The following is a 24,503-nucleotide window of genomic DNA, read 5'->3' on the forward strand; positions in this document are numbered from 1 at the left end:
TTTTAGGAGGTATTAGACAATGAGAGTTCTGGTAACTGGTGGCAGTGGCAAACTCGGTCGAGCCACAATCAAGCATCTGATCGAAACGGGCCACGACGTCATCAATGCAGACACCGTTGCTCCGCACGAAAGCCTCTGCCCTTTCATCAAGGTAGATTTCGAAGACATGCGTGCGACCGTCGAAGCTATTGGCGGTTTCGACTGGGACCACAACCGGAAGACCGAGGCCGTTGTGCATCTCGCCGCCATCCCAATGCCGGGCCGTGTCGCACCTGCGGAAGTTTTCCGTGTGAACACGATCTCGACGTTCAACGTCTTCGAGTCCTGCCGGCTTCTCGGCATCAAGAACATCGTCTGGGCTTCGAGCGAAACCCTCCTCGGCATCCCGTACGAGATCAAGCCTGACTACTTCCCTGCCGACGAGGAATACGAGTCCCGCCCGGAAACGTCGTACTCGCTGTCGAAGCACCTCGGCGAAGAAATGGCCAAGCAGTACTGCCGCTGGGACAGCAACCTCAAGCTGGTGTGCCTGCGCTTCTCGAACGTTATGGACGAGAGCGAGTATGCGGACTTCCCGGATTTCGAGAAAAACCCGGGCAGCCGTCGCTTCAACCTCTGGACCTACATCGACGCACGCGATGGCGCGCAGGCAATCCGCCGCTCGCTCGAATGGAATGGCAAGGGCGCGGAAGTCTTCATCATCGCGAACGAGGACGGGGTCATGACCACCCCCAACAAAGAACTCGTTGCCAAGTGGTACCCCGGCGTCCCGTTCAAGAAGCAGGTGGGGAAGAACGAAACGCTGCTTTCGATCGACAAGGCCAAGCGCGTTCTCGGTTACCAGCCGGAACACAGTTGGCGGAAATACGCACGCTCCTAAGGGAGGGGAAGCTGGGGATAGGTAAATGGCCGCTACGAAACCGACTGAACACGCCACAGAGATAAAGGAGGAGTCGTTCGCGAAGACAATGACCGCGACGGCGCACCTGCGTCTTCGGCAGCTCATCCTGGATAACAAGTGGCCCCCCGGCTACCAAGCGACGGAGCAGGATGTCGCTTTGCAGCTCGGCATGAGCCGGACGCCAGTAAGGGAGGCGCTGATGCGTCTGCAGCAAGACGGGTTCGTTGCGGTTGTCCCGCGTCATGGCATGCGGGTCCTACCCGTTTCGATGTCAGACATGAAGGAAATCTACGATATCCTGACTTCGCTCGAGAGCACTGCCGCCGAGCTGGCTGCGTCCCGCTATCTGCCAGAGGAGCAAATCTGCGGGCTGGAGAAAGCCACCGCCGATATGGACAGCGCGCTGGCGGAAGACGACCTTGAAAGCTGGGCCAGGGCGGACGCTCGGTTCCACGAACAGTTGCTAGAGCTGGGTGGCAATCAGATGCTCAAGTCGGTGGTCCTGAACTTCATCGATCGGGCGCATCGCGTCCGGATGCTGACCCTCAAGATGCGCCCCAAGCCGGTCAACTCCACTCGCGAGCATGCCGAGCTGGTTCAGGCGATCCGGGCAGGCCACCGCGAAAAAGCACGCAATATTCATCGGGCGCACAGGGAGCGCGCGGGCATCGAATTGCTCGCTCTTCTCGAACGTCTAGGCCTCAATCACCTTTAGAAAACAGGTATCAAACATGTCATCGCTCAAGAATAGCTTTAAGGTCGCAGTCCTGCCGGGAGACGGTATCGGTCGCGAAGTCATGCCGGCCTGCCTCGAAGTCATCGACGCCGCCGTCAAGCTCGCAGGCGCTCCTTCGGTGTCGTTCGATACGCACCAGGCAGGCGCACAGCATTACGCCGAGACTGGCGAAGCTCTGCCCGCCTCCGCGCTCGAAGCCTGCCGGGCCGCTGACGCCATCCTGTTCGGCGCGATGGGTTGGCCCGACATCCGTTTCCCTGACGGCACGGAGATCATTCCGCAGCTCGACCTGCGCATGGAATTCGGCCTGTTTGCGGGTGTTCGCCCGATCCGTTGGTTCCCCGGCCTTCCCAAGGTCCTCTCCGACCCGCGCGCCGAAGCCATCGACTTCGTACTGATCCGCGAGCAGACCGAGGGTCTCTTCTACGCCCGCGGCCGCGGTGAAATCCGCAATGACGAGGAGGCATACGATACCATGCAGATCACGCGCGCTGGCACCGAACGCGTCACCGAGTTCGCCTTCCATCTCGCCGCAGAGCGCAAGCGCCGCGGCAAGCCGGGCACCGTAACCTGTGTCGACAAGGCGAACGTGTTCGCTTCCATGGCATTCTTCCGGAAGGTTTTCGACGAGGTGGCCGATCGATATCCGGCGATGAACCGCGATTACGCCTACGTCGACGCCCTCGCACTCAACATGGTCAAGAAGCCATGGACGCTCGACGTTCTCGTCACAGAAAACATGTTCGGCGACATTCTGTCGGACCTGGCCGCAGGCCTGATCGGCGGCATGGGCATGGCTCCTTCCGCCGATATCGGCGAAAATCACGGCCTCTTTCAGCCCGCTCATGGCACCGCACCGGACATTGCCGGCAAGGGCATCGCGAACCCGAGCGCGATGTTTCTGTCCGGAGCGATGATGCTCGACTGGATGGCCGTTCGCCACGGCGAACCGAAACTTGCCGAAGCAGCCCATCTCATCGAAGCAGCAGTTGAATATACCCTTTCCACAAGTCTGGCTGTTCCGATGGAATATGGCGGCAAGGCAAACTGCGCAGAGATGACGCGCAGTGTCATCAGCTCGCTCGGCGCGGTCCAGAAGGAGGTCGCATGAGCTCGGCACAGACTAAGCGCTTCGTGGTCGTCGTCGACTTTGTCATCAAGGACGAACATGTCGAGAAGTTTCGATCTGCGATGATCGCCAACGCGGCCGCCTCGGTAAGCGACGAGCCCGGTTGCACGGTTTTCGACGTTTGCGTTGCCCCTGCAAACCCCAAGCACATCCACCTTTACGAGGTGTACGATACCAAGGCTGACTTCGATTATCACCTCAAGACGGAGCATTTCCTGAGCTTCAACCAGCTCACGACTCCTTGGGTCGCCGATAAGCGCGTCCAGACCTTCGATCTCGCAGGACAGGCTTGAAGGGAGTTACGATGGCAAACGAAATCAAAGCGATCGTCTTCGATACGTTCGGTACCGTCGTTGATTGGCGCGGCTCGATTATCAACGATCTCGGCGCTTGGGGCAAAACCGAAGGCCTCGAGGTCGACTGGGCTGAGATCGTCGACAAGTGGCGCGACCGCTACAACCCACAGAAGGCCCGTGTTCGTAATGGCGAATTGCCATGGACGAATCTGGACGAGCTCCATTTCGATTCCCTGAAATCGGTTTTCGCCGAGATGGGCATTCAGGAGCTCGGACACGACAAGATGATGCACATCAACAAGGTCTGGCACCGCCTGCAGGGCTGGCCGGATGCGTCAAAGGGACTTCACCGTCTCAAGACCAAGTTCATCATCGGACCGCTCTCCAACGCGAACGTCGCGATCCTGGTCAACATGGCCAAGCACGCTGACCTCCCCTGGGACAACGTGTTCTCGTGCGAGCTATTCCAGCACTACAAGCCAGACCCAGGGACATATCTCGGCGTCTGCAAGCTCCTATATCTCGAGCCAAGCGAAATCATGATGTGCGCCGCGCATAACTATGACCTCGCGGCCGCCCGCAATCTCGGCCTTAGGACCGCCTTTATCGCTCGCCCCACCGAATATGGCCCCGGACAGACCGCGGACCTCCACGCCGAACAGGACTGGGAGTTCGTCGCCGACGATCTTGAAGACCTGGCCACCCAGCTCGGCTGCTGAAAGAGAGAAAGACCATGCAGACATACAAGATGTTCATCGACGGCAAATGGGAAGACGCCGTCAGCGGAGAGACCTTCGAGACCCGCAACCCGTTTACTGGCGACGTCTGGGCTCAGATTCCCAAGGGAAGCAAGGACGATGCGGAGCGCGCGATCCTTGCCGCGCACAAGGCCTTCACCAGCGGCCCCTGGCCCAAGCTGACGGCAAGCGACCGCGGCCATCTCTTACGCCGCCTTGGCGACCTTGTTGCCGAAAACGCCGAGCATCTCGCGAACACCGAGGTGAAGGACAACGGCAAGCTCATCAACGAGATGCTGTTCCAGCTCAAGTACATCCCGCAGTGGTATTATTACTTCGGCGGCCTGGCCGACAAGATCGAAGGGGCGGTCATTCCGATCGACAAGCCGGACACATTCAACTTCACCCGGAACGAGCCGCTCGGCGTCTGTGTCGGCATCACCCCGTGGAACTCCCCACTCCTGCTCCTCGCCTACAAGCTCGCTCCGGCGCTTGCCGCGGGCAACACGTTCGTTGCAAAGCCGTCCGAGTTCACCTCGGCCTCTACGCTGGAATTCGCCAAGCTCGTCGAGAAAGCCGGCTTCCCGACGGGCGTCTTCAACGTCGTTACTGGTTTCGGCGCAGACGTCGGCGAAACGCTCACGTCGCACAAGTACGTCAGCAAGATCGCCTTCACAGGTAGCGAAGGAACGGGTCGCAAGATCGGCGAACTCGCCGCCCGCAACTTCAAGAAGGTCACGCTGGAGCTCGGCGGCAAGAGCCCGCATATCGTCTTCGCTGACGCGGAGATCGACAACGCGGTAAACGGCGTCATCTCGGGCATCTTCGCGGCAACCGGTCAGACCTGCATCGCAGGATCGCGTCTGCTCGTGGAGCGCAAAATCCACGACCAGTTCCTGGAAAAGGTCGTCGCCTTGGCCAAGACCGCGCGCATGGGCGACCCGATGTCGACCGCGACGCAGGTTGGCCCGGTGACAACCCCTCCCCAACTCGAGAAAATTCTCGGCTACATTGACATCGCAAAGAACGAAGGCGCTGAATGCCTTCTCGGCGGTGGCCGACCGAACAATCCCGAGCTGTCCAACGGCTGGTTCGTCGAACCGACAATCTTCTCGGGCGTCCGCAACGAAATGCGCATTGCCCAGGAAGAGGTCTTTGGTCCTGTTCTCGCGGTCATTCCTTTCGACAGCGACGAGGAAGCAATCCACATAGCCAACGACACCAACTACGGTCTCGCCGCAGGTTTCTGGACCCAGGACATGCGCCGTATCCTCAAGGTCTCGTCGGCGATCCAGGCCGGAACGGTGTGGGTGAACACCTACCGCACGATCAGCTACATGTCACCGCTCGGTGGCTACAAGGACTCGGGTATCGGTCGCGAAAACGGGATGGCGTCCATCCAGAACTACATGCAGACCAAGAGCGTGATGATCTCCACGGCCGAGAGCGTCGCCAACCCCTTCATCATGAGGTGAAATCAATGGCTCCACTTCTGATTGGTTGCGTCGCCGATGATTTCACCGGCGCAACGGACGTCGCGAACATTTTCGCACGAGGCGGGCTCAAGACCACCGTGCTCATCGGCGTGCCTGCCGATGACGCACAGGTGGACGCCGAGGCGATCGTAATCGCCCTCAAGACGCGGACGATCCATCCGTCGCTCGCAGTCGAAGAGTCCCTCAACGCGTTGCGCTGGCTTCGTCAGCGCCACGCACAGAAATATTACTTCAAGTACTGCTCGACGTTCGACAGCACGCACCGCGGCAACATCGGTCCGGTGACCGAGGCTTTCCTGTCTGAACTGGATAGCGATTTCACGATCGCTTGCCCGGCTTTCCCGGCGAACGGCCGCACGATCTACAAGGGAAACCTGTTTGTTGGTGACGTCCCCCTTAACGAATCCGGGATGCGGAACCATCCGCTGACACCCATGAAAGATTCGAACCTCATTCGGGTGCTTGCGGAGCAGACGAAACTGAACGTTTCCGGTTGCTATCATGAAACCGTGCAGCGTGGCGCGTCGGCGATCACGGAATGGGCCCGGGCTGCCAAGGCCGAGGGTATCGCCATTGCCGTCACGGACGCACTCGGCAACGATGACCTTGTGAAGATCGCTAAGGCTTTCCAGGGCCTCCCTCTGTTCACTGGCGCGTCCGGTCTGGCCTACGGGCTGGTCACGGCTCTCGGCGGTGGCGTGGCAAACGATCAGGATGTTTCCGAGGTGAGACGCCCGGGATTGAGGGCGGTCATCTCCGGTAGTTGCTCCGTTGCAACAAACGGACAGGTCGAGACGATGCTTCGCGACCACGAGGGTTACCGGATCGACGTCGACGATCTGGCGTCGGGCAAGGATGTTGTCGGAGAAGCGGTGCGCTGGGCGAAAGCAAGGCTCGGCCGCAAGCCGATCCTCATCTACGCGACGGCCAATCCGGAAGAGGTCAAGGCCAACCAGGAAAAGCTGGGTGTCGAAGCCGCCGGAACTCTGGTTGAAGACGCTCTCTCTGCAATCACGTTGGCCCTGGTTGAGAATGGTGTTTCCGAGCTGATCGTCGCTGGCGGCGAGACCTCGGGAGCGGTGGTGAAGGCGCTGGATGTCAAAGGCCTCAAGATCGGCCGCGAAATTGCCCCCGGCGTGCCGTGGGTTCGCACCGATCACAAGACCGGGTCCCTCGCCCTCGCACTCAAGTCCGGCAACTTCGGCAATTCGCGGTTCTTCCTGGATGCCTGGGAGAAGCTGTGATGTCGGCTGTGATCTCCGAAGAAGCGAAGATGCGGGATGAAATCGTAAGTGTTGGGAAGTCCCTGTTCGACCGCGGCCTCACACCAGGGTCGTCAGGCAATATCAGCGTCCGCATGACGGATGGTCGGCTCCTCATGACGCCAACGAACGCGTGCCTGGGCGAGCTCGATCCAGAGCGCATCTCGCTGTTTTCGGCCGAAGGCGTTCACATCGGCGGCGACAAACCGACGAAAGAGGCTTTCCTCCACAAATGCATGTACTGCGGCGGTTCGGGTCGGAACGCAGTGGTCCATCTGCATTCCACGTACTCAGTCGCGGCTAGCATCCTCGAAAACGTGGACGAGAAAGATGTCCTGCCACCGCTGACGGCTTACTACGTTATGCGCGTGGGAACGCTTCCGTTGGTCCCATACTTCCCGCCGGGAGACGAGAACCTGGCGACCGCCGTGGGAGCGGCGGCATCCAATCATCACGCCGTCTTGATGGCCAACCACGGACCGGTCGTTGCGGGCAAATCTCTGCGCGATGCCCAGTACGCGACCGAGGAACTTGAAGAAACAGCGAAACTGTTTCTGCTGCTTCAGAACCACCGAATTCGACCCCTAACCAGCGAACAAAAGGCCGCCGTGGCTAACCGATAGGGCGCATGAGGCGCTCGTTTCCGGCGACCAAGGCGCGCCGCCGGATACTATGTACTCTAGGAGGAGAACATAATGGAACGATCAGACAATCCCGCCATGTCGGGTATCCCAGGCGTAGCGGAGGACGCCGAGGATTCGCTCTACAAAAAAGTAACCCTCAGGCTTCTGCCTATCCTGCTTGCCTGCTACACGATCTCGTATCTCGACCGCATAAACATCAGTTTCGCCAAGATCCCGATGAATGCTGAATTGAATTTCAGCGAAGCGGTCTACGGTCTTGGCGCAGGTCTTTTCTTCATCGGCTATGCGCTCGCCGAAGTGCCGAGCAATCTGATGCTGCATCGTTTCGGTGCTCGTCGCTGGCTCGCCCGCATCCTGTTCACATGGGGCTGCATCTCGATGGCGATGCTCTTCGTTTTTTCGGAGAGCTCGTTCTACGTCCTTCGCATCTTGCTGGGCGTTGGTGAGGCCGGGCTATTCCCGGGTGTCATCTTCTATCTACTCAACTGGTATCCGTCGCATCGCCGCGCCGGTATCACGTCGCTGCTTTACCTTGCGGCACCGTTTGCTGGTGTCCTCGGCGCACCGATCTCGGCCTTCATCATCGCCGGCACCCATGGCGCGTTCGGCATGTCGGGATGGCAATGGATGTTCCTGCTCGAAGGCCTTCCGGCAGTTCTGCTAGCTTTCGTAGTCTTCAAATGGCTCACCAACAGCATCGAAGACGCTGGCTGGTTGTCCGCGACCGAAAAGACGACCCTGCGCGCTAACCTCAATGCCGAGGACTTGAAGAAGCATGACATAAAGTTCACCGCGATCTTCTCCGACAAGGGCGTGCTCATCCTGAGCGGCATCCTGTTCGGTATCGTGCTGTCCCAGACGGGTGTGTTCTTCTACCTGCCCTCTCTGATCCGCAACGCTGGCGTCACCGACACGGTTCACCTCGGCATCCTGTCCGCGATACCTTATGCGGCGGCCATCGCGGTCATGCTGGTCGTCAATCGCCATTCAGACAAGGTTGGCGAGCGTCGTTGGCACCTGTTTGGCAGCTGCATGCTCGGCATCGCCGGCTTTATCGTCGCGACGGCGTTCAAGGCAAACCTCGTCATGGTCATCGTCGGCCTCAGCATGGCGATCAGTGGTGTGATGGCGTCCCTTCCCGTTTTCTGGACCCTGCCAACCTCTATCCTGAAGGGCAAGGCCGCGGCTTCGGGTATTGCCTTCGTGAACAGTATCGGATTGACGGCCGGCTTCGTGGCTCCGTTCATCATCGGTTACCTCACCAATACAACCGGAACGACCGATGCTGGCATCTACTTCGTCGCCGCGGTGTGGTCGGCTACCGCATTGGTGGCGGTCTTTTTCGTCAAGCCAAAGCTCGTTTGACAATCAACGGCCGGGCCTGCTGAAGGCCCGGAATCAAACATGGGAAACGCTATTATGGATACTGGCGACGTTAAGCTTCTAGGTTTCGACGTGTTCGGAACCGTCGTCGATTGGAGAGGGAGCGTTGCGCGGCACGCCCAGGCCTTTTTCAAACTGGAAGGCATCTCTGTTGATCCGCATCAGTTCGCGACCGACTGGCGGTCGCTATACCAGCCGTCGATGGAAAAAATCCGTTCAGGCGCACGCGCGTGGGTTCCGCTCAGCGTCCTGAACCTCGAGAATCTCAAGCTTACCCTCGCCTACCACGGGCTGGATGTTGATCGCTTCACGCCCGAGAGCCTCAAGGAATTCAATCGGGCCTGGGAACGTCTTGATCCGTGGCCGGACTCGGTAGACGCCATCGCCCGCCTCAAGAAAAAATACGCTGTAACGACAATTTCCAATGGGCATATCGCCGGCATGATGTGGCTGGCGAAGTACGCCGATCTCAGATGGGACGCCATTCTCGGCTCCGAAATCGCCCAGAACTACAAACCGCGCCCGGAAGTGTATTTCCGGTCTGCGGAAGTCGCCGGTCTCAAAATCGGCGAGACGGCCATGGTAGCTGCGCACAACGACGATCTTGAAGCCGCTTCGGACTGTGGGATGAAGACGTTCTTTGTCTTCCGTCGCACCGAGCATGGCGAGAACCAGACCACTGACCTGACAGCCGAGAAGAAATGGGATGTCGTTGCCGAGGACCTCAAGGACTTGGCCGATCAGCTTGGTTGCTAAATCCCGCGGCGGCTGAATTGATCCAAGCCGCTGGCTCTCAGCATATGTTGATCGCAGACCAAGTGCAGATGATGGGCTATGAGCGTGCGCAAAGGGAACTTTTCTGGACCATGGCTGACGTCGATGATCAGGCCTCTGGAGAAAGCCCTGGCTGTCTTCTGGCCGCTTGGATGGCCGTTTTGGAGTTCATGATTTCCCTATGTATAACAAAAGCTAGGCGAGACAACGAGTGACATTCTGGCCTGCCTTTTGGCCGATCTTTTGAGTCGCTGCATTTCTCCACGCTCAGCCCGATATCGCGAGATTTCCTCATCGTCCCGTGAAATTGGGCTCACGCTCACTGCCAGCGTTTCCGGCCTATATTGCAACGCTTGGATCAGGTCCCAGCTCAGGAGTGTTCGTGAAACCATATGTAATCTGCCACATGATGGCTCCGCTCGATGGTCGGTTGATCGTGTCCGATTGGGCAAAGGCAACAGGGCACTCGCTCGACGAACTGGTGGAAGTGTATGATGCGGTCCACGACGGCATCGGTGCGGACGCTTGGTTGTCGGGACGGAAGACTGGCGAAGAGTTCGCCTCCGCCAGTTTCGCGTCTGTAACCGAGGCATCCGCAACGCCGAAACGTTCGGTGCATGTCGCAAATCCCTCGGCCACGAGCTTCGCGGTGATCATCGACAAGGATGGCCAGCTCCGGTGGGCTGCCGGAGACATAGACGGCGCGCACCTTATCGTCATCCTTGGACCCCAGGTGTCAGATGAACACCTATCCCGTTTGGCGGGCGTCGGCGTCTCGTACGTCGTTTCCAGCGGACCCAAAATCGACCTATCTCAAACGATGAAAACCCTAGCTACTCGTTTCGGGATCAAGCGCCTAATGCTCGAAGGCGGCGCACGCACGAACGGCGAGTTCCTCAAGGCAGGCCTTGTCGACGAGATCAGTTTGGTCCTCTTCCCTGGCATCGGCGGAAAGAGCAATACACCCGCGATCTTCGAGGGAGGAAGCGATGGTCTCGCCGACGTCGGCGCGCTCGAACTAATCTCGGTGGATAAAGCCGGGCTTGGCAGCCTGCACATCCGTTACAAAGTCCTCAAATAAGGCAATGAAACTGGGAGTTATTTTATGAAGATCATGGTCACTGGCAGCACCGGGAAGGTCGGTCGTGCCACCATCGACAGGTTGATCGAGGAAGATCACCAGGTTTTCGCAGTCGACGCGGTCGCGCCGGCGAATCCGAAATGCAAGTTCAGCAAGATTGATGGGACCGATTTCGGTCAGGTGCTGGAATCGGTGCTGGGCATCGACTCCGCACATTTGGGCCAGGATGCTATCGTGCATGTTTCGGCTATCCCGGGTGCAACGAAGTGACTGACATGTCTCGGTTTGAGAAGCTTCGATCGAAGGGCGCATTGAACCGAACCCATTGACGGCGATCATTTAACCGTCGACGCAGCAAGGAGGGCGCGCATGGGCAAGAGCGAACATATACATAGCAGTCCGGGTGCTAGCTTTGACCCGTTGCCCAAAAACTCTAAATCAGACACGGACTTCAATGCCGAGCTCCATGCGAGGCCTTCGATCTATTTCGAGGGTCCCGCGTTCGTTGAGCATGCCGCGTTCATGCCGCTTCAGGGGCATGGCCGACCCATCGATGGCTTTCACGACAGCGTCTGGGCGGACGGAGACGTTTCCATTCGCTTAGAGCGCCATACTGAGTTCGTCACCGTCACAAGACTCAGGAAGCTTGAGAGCGAACCTTCTGCTTGGCCTAGCTCCGATCTCGGCGAAGACCAGCTGGCACAGCTTGCTGGCTTGGATACTGCTCAACTCGTCTGTCGGATTGGATTGGTAGTGGCCGATGAGGCTCCAGTTGAACTAGGACCCCATCTCGCTGCGTACGGCTTTGGTGACGCAGCGGCTTCTACGATCGGGGGCGGTTCAGCTCTGGTGTGTTCGGATTTCCGTGTGAGGTCCGATTTGTCGAGCCGCATACTGCTGTTCAATAAGGACCTCAACGCGCATCGGCTGGGTCGCATGGTTCGCCGCTTGCTGGAAATCGAGACTTACAGAGCGATGGCGCTTCTGGGGTTGCCGGAAGCACGCAGGCTTGCGCCAATGCTCGCTGGCTTCGACGGTAAGCTCGTCCGCCTGACGACCAGAAACCTTGCGACGCCTGTGACCGAGCACAAGCAACTCCTAGACGAGATCACGGCCCTATCGTCGGAGATCATCTCGGCGACTGCCGAGACGAGAAACCGCTTTGGAGCGACATCGGCTTACTCGAAGATTGTCGAGGAGCGTATCGCACTGCTGAGGGAAACCCATGTCACCGGTTTTCAACGATTTGGCACCTTCGTCGTGCGACGCTTTCGTCCGGCGGTCAGGACCTGCGAGGCGACAGCGTTGCGTCTGGAGCAATTGTCCAGCGCAACGGTGCATCTCATCAATCTGCTCCAAACCCGGATCCAAGTCGAGATCGAGTATCAAAACGCGGTCCAGATACAGGCGATGGCGGACCGAGCCGCCACGCAGGTCAAAATCCAGCGAGCGGTAGAGGGCTTCTCGATCATCGCGATCAGCTACTACCTGCTGGGGATGCTGAAGGTCACATTCGAAACGCTCGACCATACTGGCTTACAGGTCAGCCCGCTTATCATGCTCGTATCGATCCCGATCGTGATTGGGACCGTCTGCATGACCGTTCTGCGGGTTAAACATGCGCTGAAGAGCGAAGCCTGATGAGGGCTTTTGCGGGCCTAGCCGAGAACCTGTACGGCTAAGCCTTCCTCCACTGAAACAGCACTGATGCCGTGGTAGTTGGTGATGCTGGGTCTGTCGAGCAACGTCGCGGTCTTCGTTTCCGTAATTACGAGGACAGAGCATCCAGCGGCCTCACCAGAGCAGATGCCAGCATCAGCATCTTCGAACACAAGGCATCGCGACGGCGCGAACGCAAGCAGTCGCGCGCCCGCCAAAAATGGATCGGGCGATGGCTTACCTTTGGTGACGTCCTCTGCCACTATAAGATTGTGCGGGATAGGCAGCCCCGCCGCGCAGATGCGGCGCAAAGCCAACGCACGGGGTGCAGAGGTGACGACAGCCCATCTCTCCGGCGGCAACGATGACAGGAATTCGCCAGCACCTGGGATGGCGACGACACCTTCCAGGTCTTCGAGTTCTCGGATCTCGATCTCGGCGGCAGCACGCAGCGGATCAATGCCTTTGTTCGTGAGGTCGGCCATCGTGTCCTGGACACGTCGGCCGTGGTACGGCGGAGTTGGAATACCGTTCTCCTTCGCCCACCCGCCCCAAACTCGCTCCGAGGCAGCACTGGAATCAAGAATGGTTCCATCCATGTCGAATAGGAAAGCACCAAAGGTTTTGGCTTCGAGGGAGTTTGCGTTTAACATCGTCATCCGTTTTTAGGTTCAAAATGGCGGGAAGCCCGCGGGTGTTCCGGAAGCAAGAGATCATAAATCCCCTTGTCGAGAAGCGAGCTATCGATCTCGATGATCTCGCCAGTCGAAGTCTTCTCGCTTCATCTCGGTCTCTTTTCCGTCTCGAGCGGTAGCTCACATCGCATTCAAGCGTCTTATGCCAAACCGATCGAGGCCCCAATCATTTGGGACTAAGCGCACCGGACAAATAGCGTGCCCTCATGTTCGCCAGAGAGAGAGGCCGAATCCTTTCGGCATGGCCTGCGGAACCGAAGGCCTCGAACCGCTCTTTGCAAAGCTTTGTCATGGCTTCCATTGCGGGCTTCAGGTACTTCCGGGGATCGAATTCCGCTGGGTTCTGGGTCAAAACTCTCCGTATTTGTCCAGTCATCGCCATACGACAGTCTGTATCAATATTGATTTTACGAACGCCACTACGGATGCCACGCTGGATTTCCTCGAGGGGAACGCCCCACGTAGGCTCTATCTCGCCGCCAAACTCATTGATGATCTCCTGAAGTTCTTGCGGCACCGAAGACGATCCATGCATAACAAGATGGGTGTTCGGAAGCTTGCGGTGGATTGCCTCGATGACATCCATCGCAAGGACGTCGCCGTCCGGCTTCCGAGAAAACTTGTATGCGCCGTGGCTGGTCCCCATAGCAACAGCAAGTGCGTCGATCTTTGTCTCCTGGACAAATCTGAAGGCGTCGTCAGGGTCCGTGAGAAGTTGGTCGTGCGACAGCTCACCCTCAGCACCATGGCCATCTTCAGCCTCACCCATTCCGGTTTCAAGGGACCCGAGGATGCCTAGCTCTCCTTCAACGGAGACGCCGCAAAGATGAGCCGTTTCGGTGACTTGCCTTGTGACCGCGACGTTGTAATCCCAATTCGCTGCCGTCTTGCCATCAGCTTCCAACGAGCCGTCCATCATGACTGAAGTGAAGCCCGCCTGTATCGCCGTCAGGCACGTACCCGGCTCATTGCCATGATCGAGGTGGACGCAGATCGGTATCGTTGGATGGATTTCCACGACGGCTTCCATCATGTGGCGCAGCATGATGTCGTTGGCGTAGACACGAGCGCCTCGCGAGGCTTGAAGGATGACCGGAGAAGATGTCACAGCGGCAGCCTCCACGATCGCGAGCGCCTGCTCCATGTTGTTGATGTTGAAGGCCGGCACCCCGTAGCTGTACTCGGCTGCATGATCCAGCAATTGGCGAAGCGTAATTTTTGCCATCTTAGATTTCCTTGCGCGAGCGGTTTTCGAGGATGTATTGGGAGAGCTTGTTGACCTCATTGATTGATCCGAAAACTAATGGGGTACGGGCGTGGTAACTCGCGACCGCCTTGCTGAGGATTGGCTGCGCACCATCGGTCGCTGCTCCACCCGCTTGCTGCAGAATGAACGCGATCGGATTGGCCTCATATAAATGGCGAAGCCGCCCGCTGGAGTATCCGGGCCGATCATCGCCGACGTAGAGGAAAATGCCGCCGCGGTGGACGATCCGCTGCAACTCGCCCACCGCTGCCCCTACCCACCTCATGTTGAAGTTCTTGCCGCGCGGACCTTCAGCGCCGGCCATGCAGTCCGCCAAATAGGCTGAAACACCTGCCTCCGTGTACCTTCGAACTGAGGCATTGAATGCAAGCTCTGCGGTATCCGGCTTCACCTTTGCGCTCTCGTCAAGAATGACGAACTGCGTATCCACGGGATCGAACGTGGCGAGCACCAGACCGTTTCCAACGCTGAAGGCCATGTCGAGTGAGTTCCCGTAGGAAACATAGCCCGCTGCGACGATGTCGTTTCCCCGAAGGGTGAAAGGGTCGACACCTGGAGCCTGGGGGATAATCGAGAAAAAGGTACCTAGTGGAGCGCCAAGTCCAACGTTGCCGGAACCGTCAAGTGGATCGATTGCAACGGCATACCCCTCGTCCCGCCCGCTCCTCACGGGCAAATCGGCCTCTTCCGAAAGGACGCTTGTCGCTCCGGCCTTGAGCAATAGGCTGACGAATAGATCGTGCGATGCGACGTCCAGAGCCTTTTGATTGTCGCCGTCGGAGTTCACGCCACTCAAGGCGCTGAGATCACCGGGCACGGCTCCCCGAGCGATGCGAACCGCAAGCGCCTGAGCACCTCGAGTGATCGCCTCGATCAAGGCAGCAATCTGCCAGCGCTGCGCATCCGACGCTTTCCAATCGCGAAGGTATGCAGTCACGCTCGACCGCCGGTGATCAAGTGCGTCAGTCTTCAGCTTGAAGAGATATTCAGTCATTGCGGGGACCTCCTTGCCAAAGTGCGACAGCGATGACGGTCGCGTCACGCCGTCCTTACGCACCGAAAATTTCCCGGCGCGATTTGCCATAGTCGCCATAAATCACAAAATGAAAAGTCAAAATCACAAAAAAGCATGTGATATTGTTATAAACCAGATCACCCCTTTTGACTTTGCGACGGAAACATAATTTGATAAGGATTAGATCATACATCATACCTTAGGGAGAGAGATACATGGAATATGTTCGTCTTGGCAAGACCGGTCTAAAAGTTTCCAGACTGGCGCTCGGGTGCATGAGCTATGGCGTACCGGAGCGCGGGAATCATCTCTGGACGCTCAACGAAGAGCAGTCCAGGCCACTTTTTCGACAGGCGCTAGAGGCTGGCATAACGTTCCTCGATACGGCTAACGCCTATTCGGACGGCACCAGTGAGGAAATCGTAGGAAAGCTTCTGAAGGAATTTGCCATTCGCGACGAGGTCGTGCTTGCGACCAAGGTCTATGGCCGCATGAACGGCAGCGCAAACGGTATGGGTCTGTCGCGCAAGGCGATCCTGTCGGAGGTGGATAGCAGTCTTCGCCGTCTTGGTACCGATTACATCGATCTGTATCAGACCCATTTCTGGGATAATGACACTCCGATCGAGGAGACCCTTGAAGCGTTGAACGATGTCGTGCGGGCGGGAAAGGTCCGCTACATCGGCACAAGCAATGCCTACGCCTGGCAGTTCGCCACCGCGATCCAAATATCCAAACACAACGGCTGGGCTGCATTCTCCTCGATGCAGGCACACCTAAACCTGATCTACCGGGAAGAGGAACGCGAGATGCTCCCGCTATGCCGGGCCGAAGGGATCGGTGTGATGACGTTTAGTCCGTTGGCGCGCGGGATGCTCACAAAAGACGCCGGATCGCAGAGCAAGCGCTCTGAGACGGATAATGTGACCGGTCGCTTCTACGAGAAGGCCGCGGTTGCCGACCGCAACGTCATTGACGAGGTTGCCAAGATCGCTTCCGAACGCAACCTACCTCGAGCCCAGATCGCGTTGGCATGGGTTCTCCAGAAAGATGGCGTCACTTGCCCGATCATTGGAGCGACTAAGCCCGGGCATCTTGAAGACGCGGTGGCGGCGCTTGATGTCACGCTAACGGCTGAGGAGATCCGCCGCCTCGAAGCACCGTACGTCGCACACGACGTCGTTGGCCTAAATTGAAGATAGTGTGGCGTGGGCAACCACGCCACTTTCGAGGTTCAGAGACGCGGTGCCGCCGCGCGACTCAGTCTATCATTTATAGCGACACCCATCCCAACCTCAGGGATCGGCGCGACGGCGATACCGTTGGGCGCGATTTCGTCGGCCGCCTTCAGCATAGCGTAGAGGTTTCTCGCGGCTTCTTCTAAATCACCTGCCACGCTCAAATGAAAGATAGCAGCCGCCAGTTCATAGCGGCCTAGCGTCGGCCCGAAGGTCAGGATCGCCTCCCCCGCACTGGCATCCATGGCGTTGAGTCGAACGGCGGCGTTTGGAGCGTAGTGAGACTCCATCATGCCCGGCGCGACCATCTTCTCATTCTGGACTTTCGCCAAGACCTCAATTCCTGTGGTTGCATTAATGTGTTCAACAGTCAGCCCGCCGGACCGCAACAAACGCACTTCCCCGCCATCGACCTTGAGAATTGTAGACTCTACGCCGACGGGAGTCGGACCATCGTCGAGCACGAGACGCACTGCGGCCCCGAGGTCAGCGACCACATGGTCCGCAGAGGTCGCGCTGACTTTTCCTGAGATGTTTGCACTGGGAGCAGCAAGCGGCTTTCCGTAGGCTTTGATCAAGTCGCGCGAAAATCCCGACGGCATCCTGATGGCAACCGTATCAAGTCCCGCCGTCGTTATCGACGGTAGCCCACCGCTAGGTCTCACTGGGACGACCAGGGTTAATGGCCCCGGCCAGCACACTTCCGCCAAGTGCCGGCTCACAGGGTCGAAATAGGCGAACTGCTCGGCCATCTCGATGTCCGAACAGTGACAGATCAATGGGTTGAAGGACGGCCGCCGCTTGACAGAGAAAATGCGCTGGACTGCGCGTTCGTTCGTCGCGTCGGCGGCCAGACCATAGACGGTTTCAGTCGGGATGCCGATAACTTCACCACTGTCGAGGGCCGCGCAAGCGGCTGCGATCGCCTCGTCCCTGTTTCCCTTAACGCTCAATTTCATGGCATTTTCCTTTCAAAAACTGGCGGTTGGGTAATCAAAAAAAAATCTCTTGTCAAAGGAGGTATGACCTTATACCTATTACCTCAAGCGAAGGGAGCTCGCTCGGAGGAGTTATGGAAAACAACGCTGCAAAACCCCAGTCCGCCACCGCGTCTTCCGCGTTCAACGAACTGCTCCTGGCAGAGCATGTTGCGAAGTCGTTCAACGGCGTGGCTGCTTTGAGAGAGGGTTTTCTCAGCCTCAAGCCAGGCACTGTGCACGCACTCTGCGGCGGCAACGGCGCTGGTAAGTCCACATTCCTGAATATCGTGATGGGCCTTCTTCGCCGTGACAGTGGCTCGATCAAGGTCAAGGGAGAGACGGTAGATTTTCGATCTGCAAACGAGGCCCTCTCGAAAGGGATCGCGATCATTACGCAGGAGCTGTCCCCGGTTCCTGAGATGACAGTCGCCGAGAACATCTACCTCGGACGAGAACCAAAACGGTTCGCGACTTTCATCAATTTTGCGGCGCTTGAGCGCAAGGCTCAGGACTTGCTCGATGGCATCGGATTCCCTGTCCGAGCCAATGCCCGGATGGCATCGCTTAGTTTGGCACAGACGCAGCTCGTCGAGATTGCCAAGGCGCTGAGCTACGACGCTGACATCGTCATCATGGACGAGCCTACCTCCGCCATTGGCGAGCACGAAGCCCACATCCTGTTCGACGCTATCCGCCGCCTGAAGGCACGCGGTGCGGGTATCATCTACGTCTCGCACAAGCTGTCGGAAATCTTCGAAATCGCCGACGAGTACAGCGTGTTCCGCGACGGTGCATTCGTTGCGACTGGTCCAATGAACGGGATTACCAGGCAAGAACTCGTCACCCAGATCGTCGGGCGCGAGGTCAAATTCGTGGAGAAGGAGCGGCCCGGTGACGGCGCTCCCATTTTGCTGGAGGTCCGCAACCTCTCGAAGGGCAAGACCTTCAACGACATATCGCTTTCCGTCGCGGCTGGAGAGGTTGTCGGAATCTATGGCCTCCTTGGCTCAGGACGGACTGAATTTCTGGAAGCGGTCTACGGGATGGAAAAGCCCAGCTCCGGCGAGGTCATTCTGGGCGGGCAGCCCGTACCCAGGGGAAGTCCGCGTGAATCCATTAAGATGGGCATGTCGATGGTCTCCGAAGATCGCAAGGATAGTGGCTTGGTGTTGTCGTCCTCCATTGCGCACAACATCACTCTGTCCGCGCTCTCTCTGATGGCGGTCAGCGGTTTCGTGCAGAAGCGGAAAGAGAGCGAAGTCGTCTCTGAAATGATCCGTGTGCAACGGATCAAAACAAGCTCGCCGGAGAGACACGTAGACACGCTCAGCGGTGGCAATCAGCAGAAGGTCGTATTTGCTCGATGCCTGACCACCAACCCGAGACTCTTGATCTGCGACGAACCCACGCGCGGCATCGACGAGGGCTCTAAGCAGGAAATCTACGCGTTCCTGAGGGATTTTGCGACCAAGGGGCATGGCGTGCTCGTGGTGTCGTCGGAGGCCCCCGAAATTCTGCAGGTCAGCGACCGGATTGCCATCTTCAAGGCGGGCAAAATGGTCGATGTGGTCGATGGGCATGCAACGAGCCAGCAGACCCTTATGGAACTCGCTAGCTAACAGCTAAGCGCTCCCCCTGCGTTGCCAAAAGCCGAGGCAGGCAGCGACGAGCGGCAAATCAGGATTCAGAAAATGAACAACCTTACAAATACCCTGACCGGGTCATCACAAGGCGAGAGCCGGAGCCGCAGAACCCAGGAGCTTGTGAAGCAATCCAGCATCATCTTGGTGTTCGTCTTTATCTGCGTGCTCTTCACGTTCTTGAACGAGTACTTCTTGACGTGGGGCAACTGGCTCAACCTTCTGCGCCAATCCAGCATCAATGGCATTCTCGCTATCGGCGTCACCTTCGTCATTCTGACCAAAGGCATCGATTTATCGGTGGGATCGATCATGGCGCTGGCGGGAATGTTAGCCGCGAGCTTCGTGACTACGGGAAACGAACATTTCGTCGGTATCGCTGTCGCCGTCGCGCTTGTAACCGGTGCTCTGATGGGTCTTGCCAACGGCGTGATTATCGCTCGGATCAACGTGCCACCCTTCGTCACCACGCTCGGCATGTTGAGCATGGCCCGGGGGCTGACGCTAATCTATTCGGACGGTCGCCCTACCGCTAACCTTTCGGCAGCGTTTCGTTCGATCGGTAGCGGTAACATCCTCGGCCTGCCCCTTCCAGTGATCATCTTCTTCGCGGTGTTCATCATCGGTTGGATCACGCTCACGAGGACGACCTTCGGACGATATGTCTACGCAGTCGGCGGCAACGAGAAGGCTGCTCGGACGAGCGGTATCTCAACACGCACCATTATCGCAGCGACCTACGTGATCTCCGGGCTATTGGCGGGCCTTGGCGGGCTGGTGTTGGCCGCTCGCACAACCGCCGCCCTGCCCCAAGCCGGAATTGGCTACGAACTCGACGCCATCGCAGCAGTCGTCATCGGCGGCACCAGCCTGTCGGGCGGCCGCGGATCACTCGTTGGCACCCTCTTCGGCGCGCTCATCATAGGCACCATCAACAACGGAATGGACCTCATGGGCGTGTCGTCCTACTACCAGCAGCTACTCAAGGGAGGCATCATCATCATAGCTGTTATCGCAGATCAGATCAGGAAGAACTAACTGAAATTACTGTCCTATTTTGTGGAGGAGAAATACATGAACAGACGTCTATTCCTTGCAGCCCTGGCTGCCTCGACGATGGTTATGTCGGCGCATTGTGCAGCCGCAGCCGACAAGGTCCGTATCGCCGCCCTCTCGTTCGGCGAGTCCGGCGAGTACATGAAGGCCTGGTCCGAGGAGATCCAGAACCACCCGGCTGTAAAATCCGGCGAAGTAGCGGTCACCGTTTTCGACGGAAAGTACGATCCGCTTGTGCAGGACAACCAGATCGACACTGCGATCACCCAGCACTTCGATGCCATCATCATGGCACCGTTTGACCTGGAAGCATCCGCACCGTCGATCGACAAAGCAGCAGAAGCGAAAATCCCAGTAATCGTTTCGGCTCTGAAAACGGCGTCGAAGAACTACACCTCATCGATCATCGTCGACGATCGCGCCGGCGGAAAGATCATTGCCGAAGAGATGGCAAAGCGCCTTCCTAACGGCGGGAACCTCGTCCTGATGGAGGGTCCGATCGGACAGTCCGCCCAGATCGAGCGTCGCGCGGGCGTCGACGCGGGCATGGCCGCGCACACCAATCTCAAGCTTCTCATCGACAAGAGCGGCAACTGGAGCCGTGCCGAGGGCCAAGCCCTGATGGAAAACTGGATTTCGGCCTATCCGAACAAGATCAACGGCGTGCTCGCTGAAAACGACGAAATGGCACTTGGTGCCATTGAGGCGATGAAGGCCGCCAAACTGGACCTGAGCAAGATTCCGGTTATCGCCATCGACGGCATCCCGGACGGCAAGCGAGCCGTCGCAAACGGTGAAATGGCCGTGACCCTCTACAAGTATGCAAGGGCCGAAGGACAAGGTGCCGTCGATCTTGCGCTCCGGCAGGTCAAGGGATCGGCCTACAAGCCGCAGTCCGAAGTCTGGAAGGACCTGATGCAGTGGAAAGGCGGCACAGAGAAGGACTACACGGTTCCGTGGCTCGTGCTCGATAAGGACAACGTCAAGAAGTATCAATAATCGAAGTCTTCGGCAGGTCCGTTTCAGACGGGCCTGCCCCTTGCAATGAGGTTTGAAATGACTGTGCTCGAAAAGCGAAAGATCGGAAATACGGGGGTCGAGCTTACCTCGCTCGGTTTAGGAACGTCCCCATTGGGTGGACTAGGCATCGACGTATCGTTCCAACAATTCGAGTCCGTGGTTCTTAAAGCATATGAGCTTGGCGTGCGGTACTTCGATACAGCGCCGCTTTACGGTCTCGGAAAGTCCGAACATAGCCTCGGCCATATCCTCCGAGTTAACGGCCTCATCGACAAGGTTCAGCTGAGCACCAAAGCGGGGCGCATTCTCAAGCAGGAAAGGCGCGCGAAGCGCGCTGAGAGCCTTTATGCGATCAATTGGGTGAACTCGCTGCCTTACGTTGACGAATATGATTACTCGTACGACGGTATCATGCGCGCGTTCGAGGATAGCCAGCAGCGGTTGGGCGTGGACGGTGTCGATATCCTCTTCTTGCACGACGTCAGCAGCGAATGGCATCGCAGCGACTACGACCATTATCTCGGACAACTCCGGGAAAGCGGCTATCGGGCATGTGACGAGTTGAGAAGCAGCGGCGCAGTCAAGGCTATCGGCTTGGGCGTCAACGAGACCGCGTCAGTTCTGCAGGTAGCTTCCGAATTTGATCTCGATTGCTCGATGGTCGCGGGGCGATACACGCTGCTGAACCATCAGCCATTGTACGACTTCTTCCCGGAAGTGCAGCGCCGCGGCATCTCGATCATCGCCGGCGGCATCTATAATTCTGGCGTGCTGGCAGAGGGCAGCAAGGGTGATGCGGCCGTGCGAACCTACGATTGCGTGGCGGCCCCTCCTGAAATCTTAGCTCGCGTCGAAAAGCTCGAGGCGGTCTGCGCGGAGTTCGGCGTATCACTTCCGACTGCGGCAACCCAATTCGTGTACAACCATCCGGCCGTAACAGCCGTGGTCCAAGGCGCTCTCTTTCCCAAGCACGTCGAAAGCAACGTTGCGGCAATTTCCCAGAAAGTCCCGCCAGCGTTTTGGACTGCGCTGAAAGATCGCGGACTGATCCCGGCTGAATCGATAACCGCAGCCCTCTCAGCTGCCTGAACTTGCAAGGTGATCTAATGGCAAATTTGCCACTTCGCCCCCTTGGGCAAACCGAAGTCAACGTGACATCACTAGGTCTCGGTACAGTGCCGTTGGCAGGTTTCAACGCCGACGTTTCCTACGAGGAATTCGAAAAGACTGTTCAGACTGCCTTCGATGTAGGCATTCGTTATTTCGACTGCGCTCCTATGTATGGCTTCGGAAAGGCCGAGCACTTTCTTGGACACGCGCTGCGGGTCAGGAAGCTGCGTGAGCAGGTTGTCGTCAGCACAAAGGTTGGACGCGTCCTCAAGCCCGCGAGCAAAACAAAACCGTTGGAAACGGTATACGGAATCGACTGGGTCGATCCACTGCCCTTCCTAGACACCTATGATTACACCTACGACGGTGTCATGCGCGCTTTCGAGGATAGTCAGCAGCGCCTGGGTCTCGACTACATAGACGTCCTGCTCGTCCACGACGTTGGAACGGCGTGGCATGGCGACCAAAGCGAGTTCTATTGGAACCAGCTCAGGGCATCCGGTTACAAGGCGCTAGACGAGCTCCGATCAAGCGGCAGCGTTTCCGCAATCGGGCTCGGCGTCAACGAGACGGCGTCTGTCGTACAGGTGGCCAAGGAATTCCAGATCGATTGCTCCCTGATCGCCGGCCGATACACGCTCTTGAACCATGCACCGCTGCAGTCGGATTTCGATGAGCTTCTGAAGCGCAAGGTCTCTGTCATCGCAGGAGGTATCTTCAATTCTGGCGTTCTGGCATCGGGCACGAAGGGAACCACCCCTACCTACGACTACGGCAAGGTCCCAGCCGAAGTTCTCGATCGTGTGAAGCGTATCGAAGCGCTCTGCGATCAGTTCACAGTCGACCTGCCCGCTGCGGCGATGCAGTTCGTATATGCGCACCCGGCCGTGGCGACCTTAATCATGGGAGCAAAGAACCCACAGGAGGTCGCGGCTAACACGAAGGCCATCCAGGCCAAGATTCCTTCGGAGTTCTGGACCGCCCTTCGCGAATCCGGCGCGATCCCGGAAAACGCACCTCTTCCGTCTGGAGACGCAAAATGACCCATGGCAGGATGGAGGCATCCACCTCTTTTCGCTGCCAAGAAGTCGACGGATCAGTCGCCGACGTTCGTTGGCGGCTGAAACGCCTGCTTGAGGACTACGCCGCAGTGCTGTCTCGCCTGTCCTTGGCTCATTTGAGCCGAAGCGCCGACGGTATGCGTCTTCTCGAGAGTCAACTGTTCGACTCCGCGCGACGGGACTTGGCCGAAAGCGATGACATCTTTTCCTGGCTGGCGAGCAAGAGCCTGGTGCAGCACCCAGTCCGTCACATCGGCCTTGCCCGCGGCTTCTTGAAGTGCGCCATCGAGAAGATGGACGGAGCCGCCCGTGAGCGAGCCGAGCCGCTCAATCTTCTGAAGCTCGCCTCGGACCAACTGAAAACCGCCTCGGCGTTAGCTGCCCACCCATTGTTCGACACCAGCACATGCTGCGCAAATCAATTCCATGCCACTCTGGAGCCAAAGAATGAGCGATCCTTCAATCTGGGTGCTTGAATACGCCCGTAGCCCCGCCCACCCGGTCAGCGCAGTTTTCTATGGGGCGCACAATCAGGGCACCATGAACCTGCCCTTTAGTTACGTCCTGATCAAAAGCGGCGACGTGGTAGCGCTTGTTGACGTCGGTTACGACGAAAGCGACTTCGGGGGTACCATCGCGGAGTCCATCGGAGTGACGCACTATACCCCGCCACAGCAGGTTCTGGGGGAGTGCGGCGTCTCTCCCGATCAGATCACACACATATTCGTCACCCATGGTCACTTCGACCATGTAGGTGGATTGCGGTTCTTCAAGAACGCCAAGGTCTTCATTCAGAAGAAGGAGCTTGAATCCTGGATGTGGATTCTCGCTAAAGGCCGTCGCTACCGAACGCTTGCCGCCGGACTTAATCCCGCGGACGTTCTACACCTCGCTGAAATCAACCTCGAAGGGCGGCTCACCCTCGTCGACGGTGTCCTGGAGAATGCCGTGCCGGGGATCGATCTATATCCGGCCTTCAATACTCACACCGCGGGTTGCCAGTACGTCGTCGTGCGAAGCGACAAGGGCGGAAAACTGGTGTTGTCAGGCGACGTCATCTATACCTACAAGAACCTCGATGGAGGTGATCCCTCCGATCCGTCTCTGGTGCCTCCAGGATTAGCAAACGGGAGCCAGACGGCGCTGATCGAATGCGCTGACGAGATGCTGGAACATGTTGACGGTAACCACCGTCAGATCATTCCGATGCATGAGGAGCGGCTTGGAGAACTATTCCCGTCCCGCACGACGAGCTATGGGCTCAAGCTAGTTGAAGTCCTGCTTAGCGCTAACGAACAAAGCCGCGTGGAATTCTGGTATTGA

The 24,503-nt window shown here is 58.0% G+C and carries 25 protein-coding genes; 21 read left to right on the forward strand and 4 right to left on the reverse strand.

Annotated elements, in window-relative coordinates; genetic code table 11:
* Window positions 1–19 precede the first annotated feature (19 nt).
* From AC13RM_RS08945 to AC13RM_RS09005, 13 genes are all read left to right on the forward strand, one after another.
* Complete coding sequence (locus tag AC13RM_RS08945) at window positions 20–880, forward strand: NAD-dependent epimerase/dehydratase family protein (protein WP_374817447.1); 861 nt, start codon at window positions 20–22, stop codon at window positions 878–880.
* A gap of 25 nt (window positions 881–905) precedes the next feature.
* Complete coding sequence (locus tag AC13RM_RS08950; protein ID WP_374817449.1) at window positions 906–1,616, forward strand: GntR family transcriptional regulator; 711 nt, start codon at window positions 906–908, stop codon at window positions 1,614–1,616.
* Between the two features lie 16 nt (window positions 1,617–1,632).
* Window positions 1,633–2,748, forward strand: coding sequence for an isocitrate/isopropylmalate dehydrogenase family protein (locus tag AC13RM_RS08955; protein WP_374817451.1), 1,116 nt, complete (start codon window positions 1,633–1,635; stop codon window positions 2,746–2,748).
* Window positions 2,745–3,059, forward strand: a complete 315-nt coding sequence (locus AC13RM_RS08960; protein ID WP_374817453.1) for a putative quinol monooxygenase — start codon at window positions 2,745–2,747, stop codon at window positions 3,057–3,059. The genes AC13RM_RS08955 and AC13RM_RS08960 overlap by 4 nt, the downstream gene beginning before the upstream one ends.
* 11 nt (window positions 3,060–3,070) lie before the next feature.
* Complete coding sequence (locus AC13RM_RS08965) at window positions 3,071–3,781, forward strand: haloacid dehalogenase type II (protein WP_374817455.1); 711 nt, start codon at window positions 3,071–3,073, stop codon at window positions 3,779–3,781.
* 14 nt (window positions 3,782–3,795) lie between these two features.
* On the forward strand, window positions 3,796–5,274 hold the full coding sequence (locus tag AC13RM_RS08970; protein ID WP_374817457.1) for an aldehyde dehydrogenase: 1,479 nt from the start codon (window positions 3,796–3,798) through the stop codon (window positions 5,272–5,274).
* 5 nt (window positions 5,275–5,279) lie between these two features.
* Window positions 5,280–6,539 carry a 3-oxo-tetronate kinase gene (otnK, locus tag AC13RM_RS08975; RefSeq protein WP_374817459.1) on the forward strand — a complete coding sequence of 420 codons (1,260 nt, stop codon included), beginning with the start codon at window positions 5,280–5,282 and terminating at the stop codon, window positions 6,537–6,539.
* Window positions 6,539–7,180, forward strand: coding sequence for a 3-oxo-tetronate 4-phosphate decarboxylase (otnC, locus tag AC13RM_RS08980; protein ID WP_374817461.1), 642 nt, complete (start codon window positions 6,539–6,541; stop codon window positions 7,178–7,180). Before otnK ends, otnC begins: the two co-directional genes overlap by 1 nt.
* A 72-nt stretch (window positions 7,181–7,252) precedes the next feature.
* Window positions 7,253–8,566: an MFS transporter gene (locus tag AC13RM_RS08985; protein ID WP_374817463.1), complete on the forward strand. Its 1,314-nt coding sequence runs from the start codon at window positions 7,253–7,255 to the stop codon at window positions 8,564–8,566.
* Window positions 8,567–8,620: 54 nt separating this feature from the next.
* On the forward strand, window positions 8,621–9,340 hold the full coding sequence (locus AC13RM_RS08990) for a haloacid dehalogenase type II (protein ID WP_374817465.1): 720 nt from the start codon (window positions 8,621–8,623) through the stop codon (window positions 9,338–9,340).
* A 400-nt stretch (window positions 9,341–9,740) separates the two neighbouring features.
* Window positions 9,741–10,439, forward strand: a complete 699-nt coding sequence (locus AC13RM_RS08995) for a dihydrofolate reductase family protein (RefSeq protein ID WP_374817467.1) — start codon at window positions 9,741–9,743, stop codon at window positions 10,437–10,439.
* A 24-nt stretch (window positions 10,440–10,463) separates the two neighbouring features.
* Window positions 10,464–10,709, forward strand: a complete 246-nt coding sequence (locus tag AC13RM_RS09000; protein WP_374817469.1) for an NAD-dependent epimerase/dehydratase family protein — start codon at window positions 10,464–10,466, stop codon at window positions 10,707–10,709.
* Between the two features lie 99 nt (window positions 10,710–10,808).
* On the forward strand, window positions 10,809–12,080 hold the full coding sequence (locus AC13RM_RS09005; RefSeq protein WP_374817471.1) for a DUF3422 domain-containing protein: 1,272 nt from the start codon (window positions 10,809–10,811) through the stop codon (window positions 12,078–12,080).
* A 17-nt stretch (window positions 12,081–12,097) separates the two neighbouring features.
* Here AC13RM_RS09005 and AC13RM_RS09010 read toward each other — a convergent pair whose 3' ends face one another.
* The 3 genes from AC13RM_RS09010 to AC13RM_RS09020 all read right to left on the reverse strand — a co-directional run bounded on the left by AC13RM_RS09010 (window position 12,098) and on the right by AC13RM_RS09020 (window position 15,054).
* Window positions 12,098–12,757: an HAD-IA family hydrolase gene (locus AC13RM_RS09010; protein ID WP_488554848.1), complete on the reverse strand. Its 660-nt coding sequence runs from the start codon at window positions 12,755–12,757 to the stop codon at window positions 12,098–12,100.
* A gap of 202 nt (window positions 12,758–12,959) precedes the next feature.
* The gene (fba, locus tag AC13RM_RS09015) at window positions 12,960–14,018 is read right to left on the reverse strand and encodes a class II fructose-bisphosphate aldolase (protein ID WP_374817475.1); all 1,059 of its coding nucleotides are present in this window, start codon (window positions 14,016–14,018) and stop codon (window positions 12,960–12,962) included.
* A gap of 1 nt (window position 14,019) precedes the next feature.
* A complete protein-coding gene (locus AC13RM_RS09020; RefSeq protein WP_374817477.1) occupies window positions 14,020–15,054 on the reverse strand; it encodes a class 1 fructose-bisphosphatase in 1,035 nt (344 codons plus the stop codon).
* Window positions 15,055–15,290: 236 nt separating this feature from the next.
* Here AC13RM_RS09020 and AC13RM_RS09025 point away from each other — a divergent pair, with 236 nt between their 5' ends.
* Complete coding sequence (locus tag AC13RM_RS09025) at window positions 15,291–16,271, forward strand: aldo/keto reductase (protein WP_374817479.1); 981 nt, start codon at window positions 15,291–15,293, stop codon at window positions 16,269–16,271.
* A 38-nt stretch (window positions 16,272–16,309) separates the two neighbouring features.
* Here the strand turns inward: AC13RM_RS09025 and AC13RM_RS09030 are convergent, their stop codons facing one another.
* Complete coding sequence (locus tag AC13RM_RS09030) at window positions 16,310–17,272, reverse strand: L-threonylcarbamoyladenylate synthase (RefSeq protein ID WP_374817481.1); 963 nt, start codon at window positions 17,270–17,272, stop codon at window positions 16,310–16,312.
* A gap of 113 nt (window positions 17,273–17,385) precedes the next feature.
* Here AC13RM_RS09030 and AC13RM_RS09035 point away from each other — a divergent pair, with 113 nt between their 5' ends.
* From AC13RM_RS09035 to AC13RM_RS09065, 7 genes are all read left to right on the forward strand, one after another.
* Complete coding sequence (locus AC13RM_RS09035; protein ID WP_488554849.1) at window positions 17,386–18,912, forward strand: sugar ABC transporter ATP-binding protein; 1,527 nt, start codon at window positions 17,386–17,388, stop codon at window positions 18,910–18,912.
* 72 nt (window positions 18,913–18,984) lie between these two features.
* Entirely contained in the window at window positions 18,985–19,971 is a 987-nt protein-coding gene (locus tag AC13RM_RS09040) for an ABC transporter permease (protein ID WP_488554850.1), read from the forward strand.
* 36 nt (window positions 19,972–20,007) lie between these two features.
* Window positions 20,008–20,988, forward strand: coding sequence for a substrate-binding domain-containing protein (locus AC13RM_RS09045; protein WP_488554851.1), 981 nt, complete (start codon window positions 20,008–20,010; stop codon window positions 20,986–20,988).
* A 57-nt stretch (window positions 20,989–21,045) separates the two neighbouring features.
* Window positions 21,046–22,098 (forward strand): aldo/keto reductase, encoded by a 1,053-nt coding sequence (locus AC13RM_RS09050; RefSeq protein ID WP_488554852.1) that lies wholly within the window; start codon window positions 21,046–21,048, stop codon window positions 22,096–22,098.
* 62 nt (window positions 22,099–22,160) lie between these two features.
* Window positions 22,161–23,162 carry an aldo/keto reductase gene (locus AC13RM_RS09055; protein WP_488554853.1) on the forward strand — a complete coding sequence of 334 codons (1,002 nt, stop codon included), beginning with the start codon at window positions 22,161–22,163 and terminating at the stop codon, window positions 23,160–23,162.
* Window positions 23,159–23,656 (forward strand): hypothetical protein, encoded by a 498-nt coding sequence (locus AC13RM_RS09060; protein ID WP_488554854.1) that lies wholly within the window; start codon window positions 23,159–23,161, stop codon window positions 23,654–23,656. The genes AC13RM_RS09055 and AC13RM_RS09060 overlap by 4 nt, the downstream gene beginning before the upstream one ends.
* Window positions 23,628–24,503: an N-acyl homoserine lactonase family protein gene (locus AC13RM_RS09065; protein WP_488554855.1), complete on the forward strand. Its 876-nt coding sequence runs from the start codon at window positions 23,628–23,630 to the stop codon at window positions 24,501–24,503. The genes AC13RM_RS09060 and AC13RM_RS09065 overlap by 29 nt, the downstream gene beginning before the upstream one ends.

This window comes from Martinezella sp. CNPSo 3732, assembly GCF_057784515.1.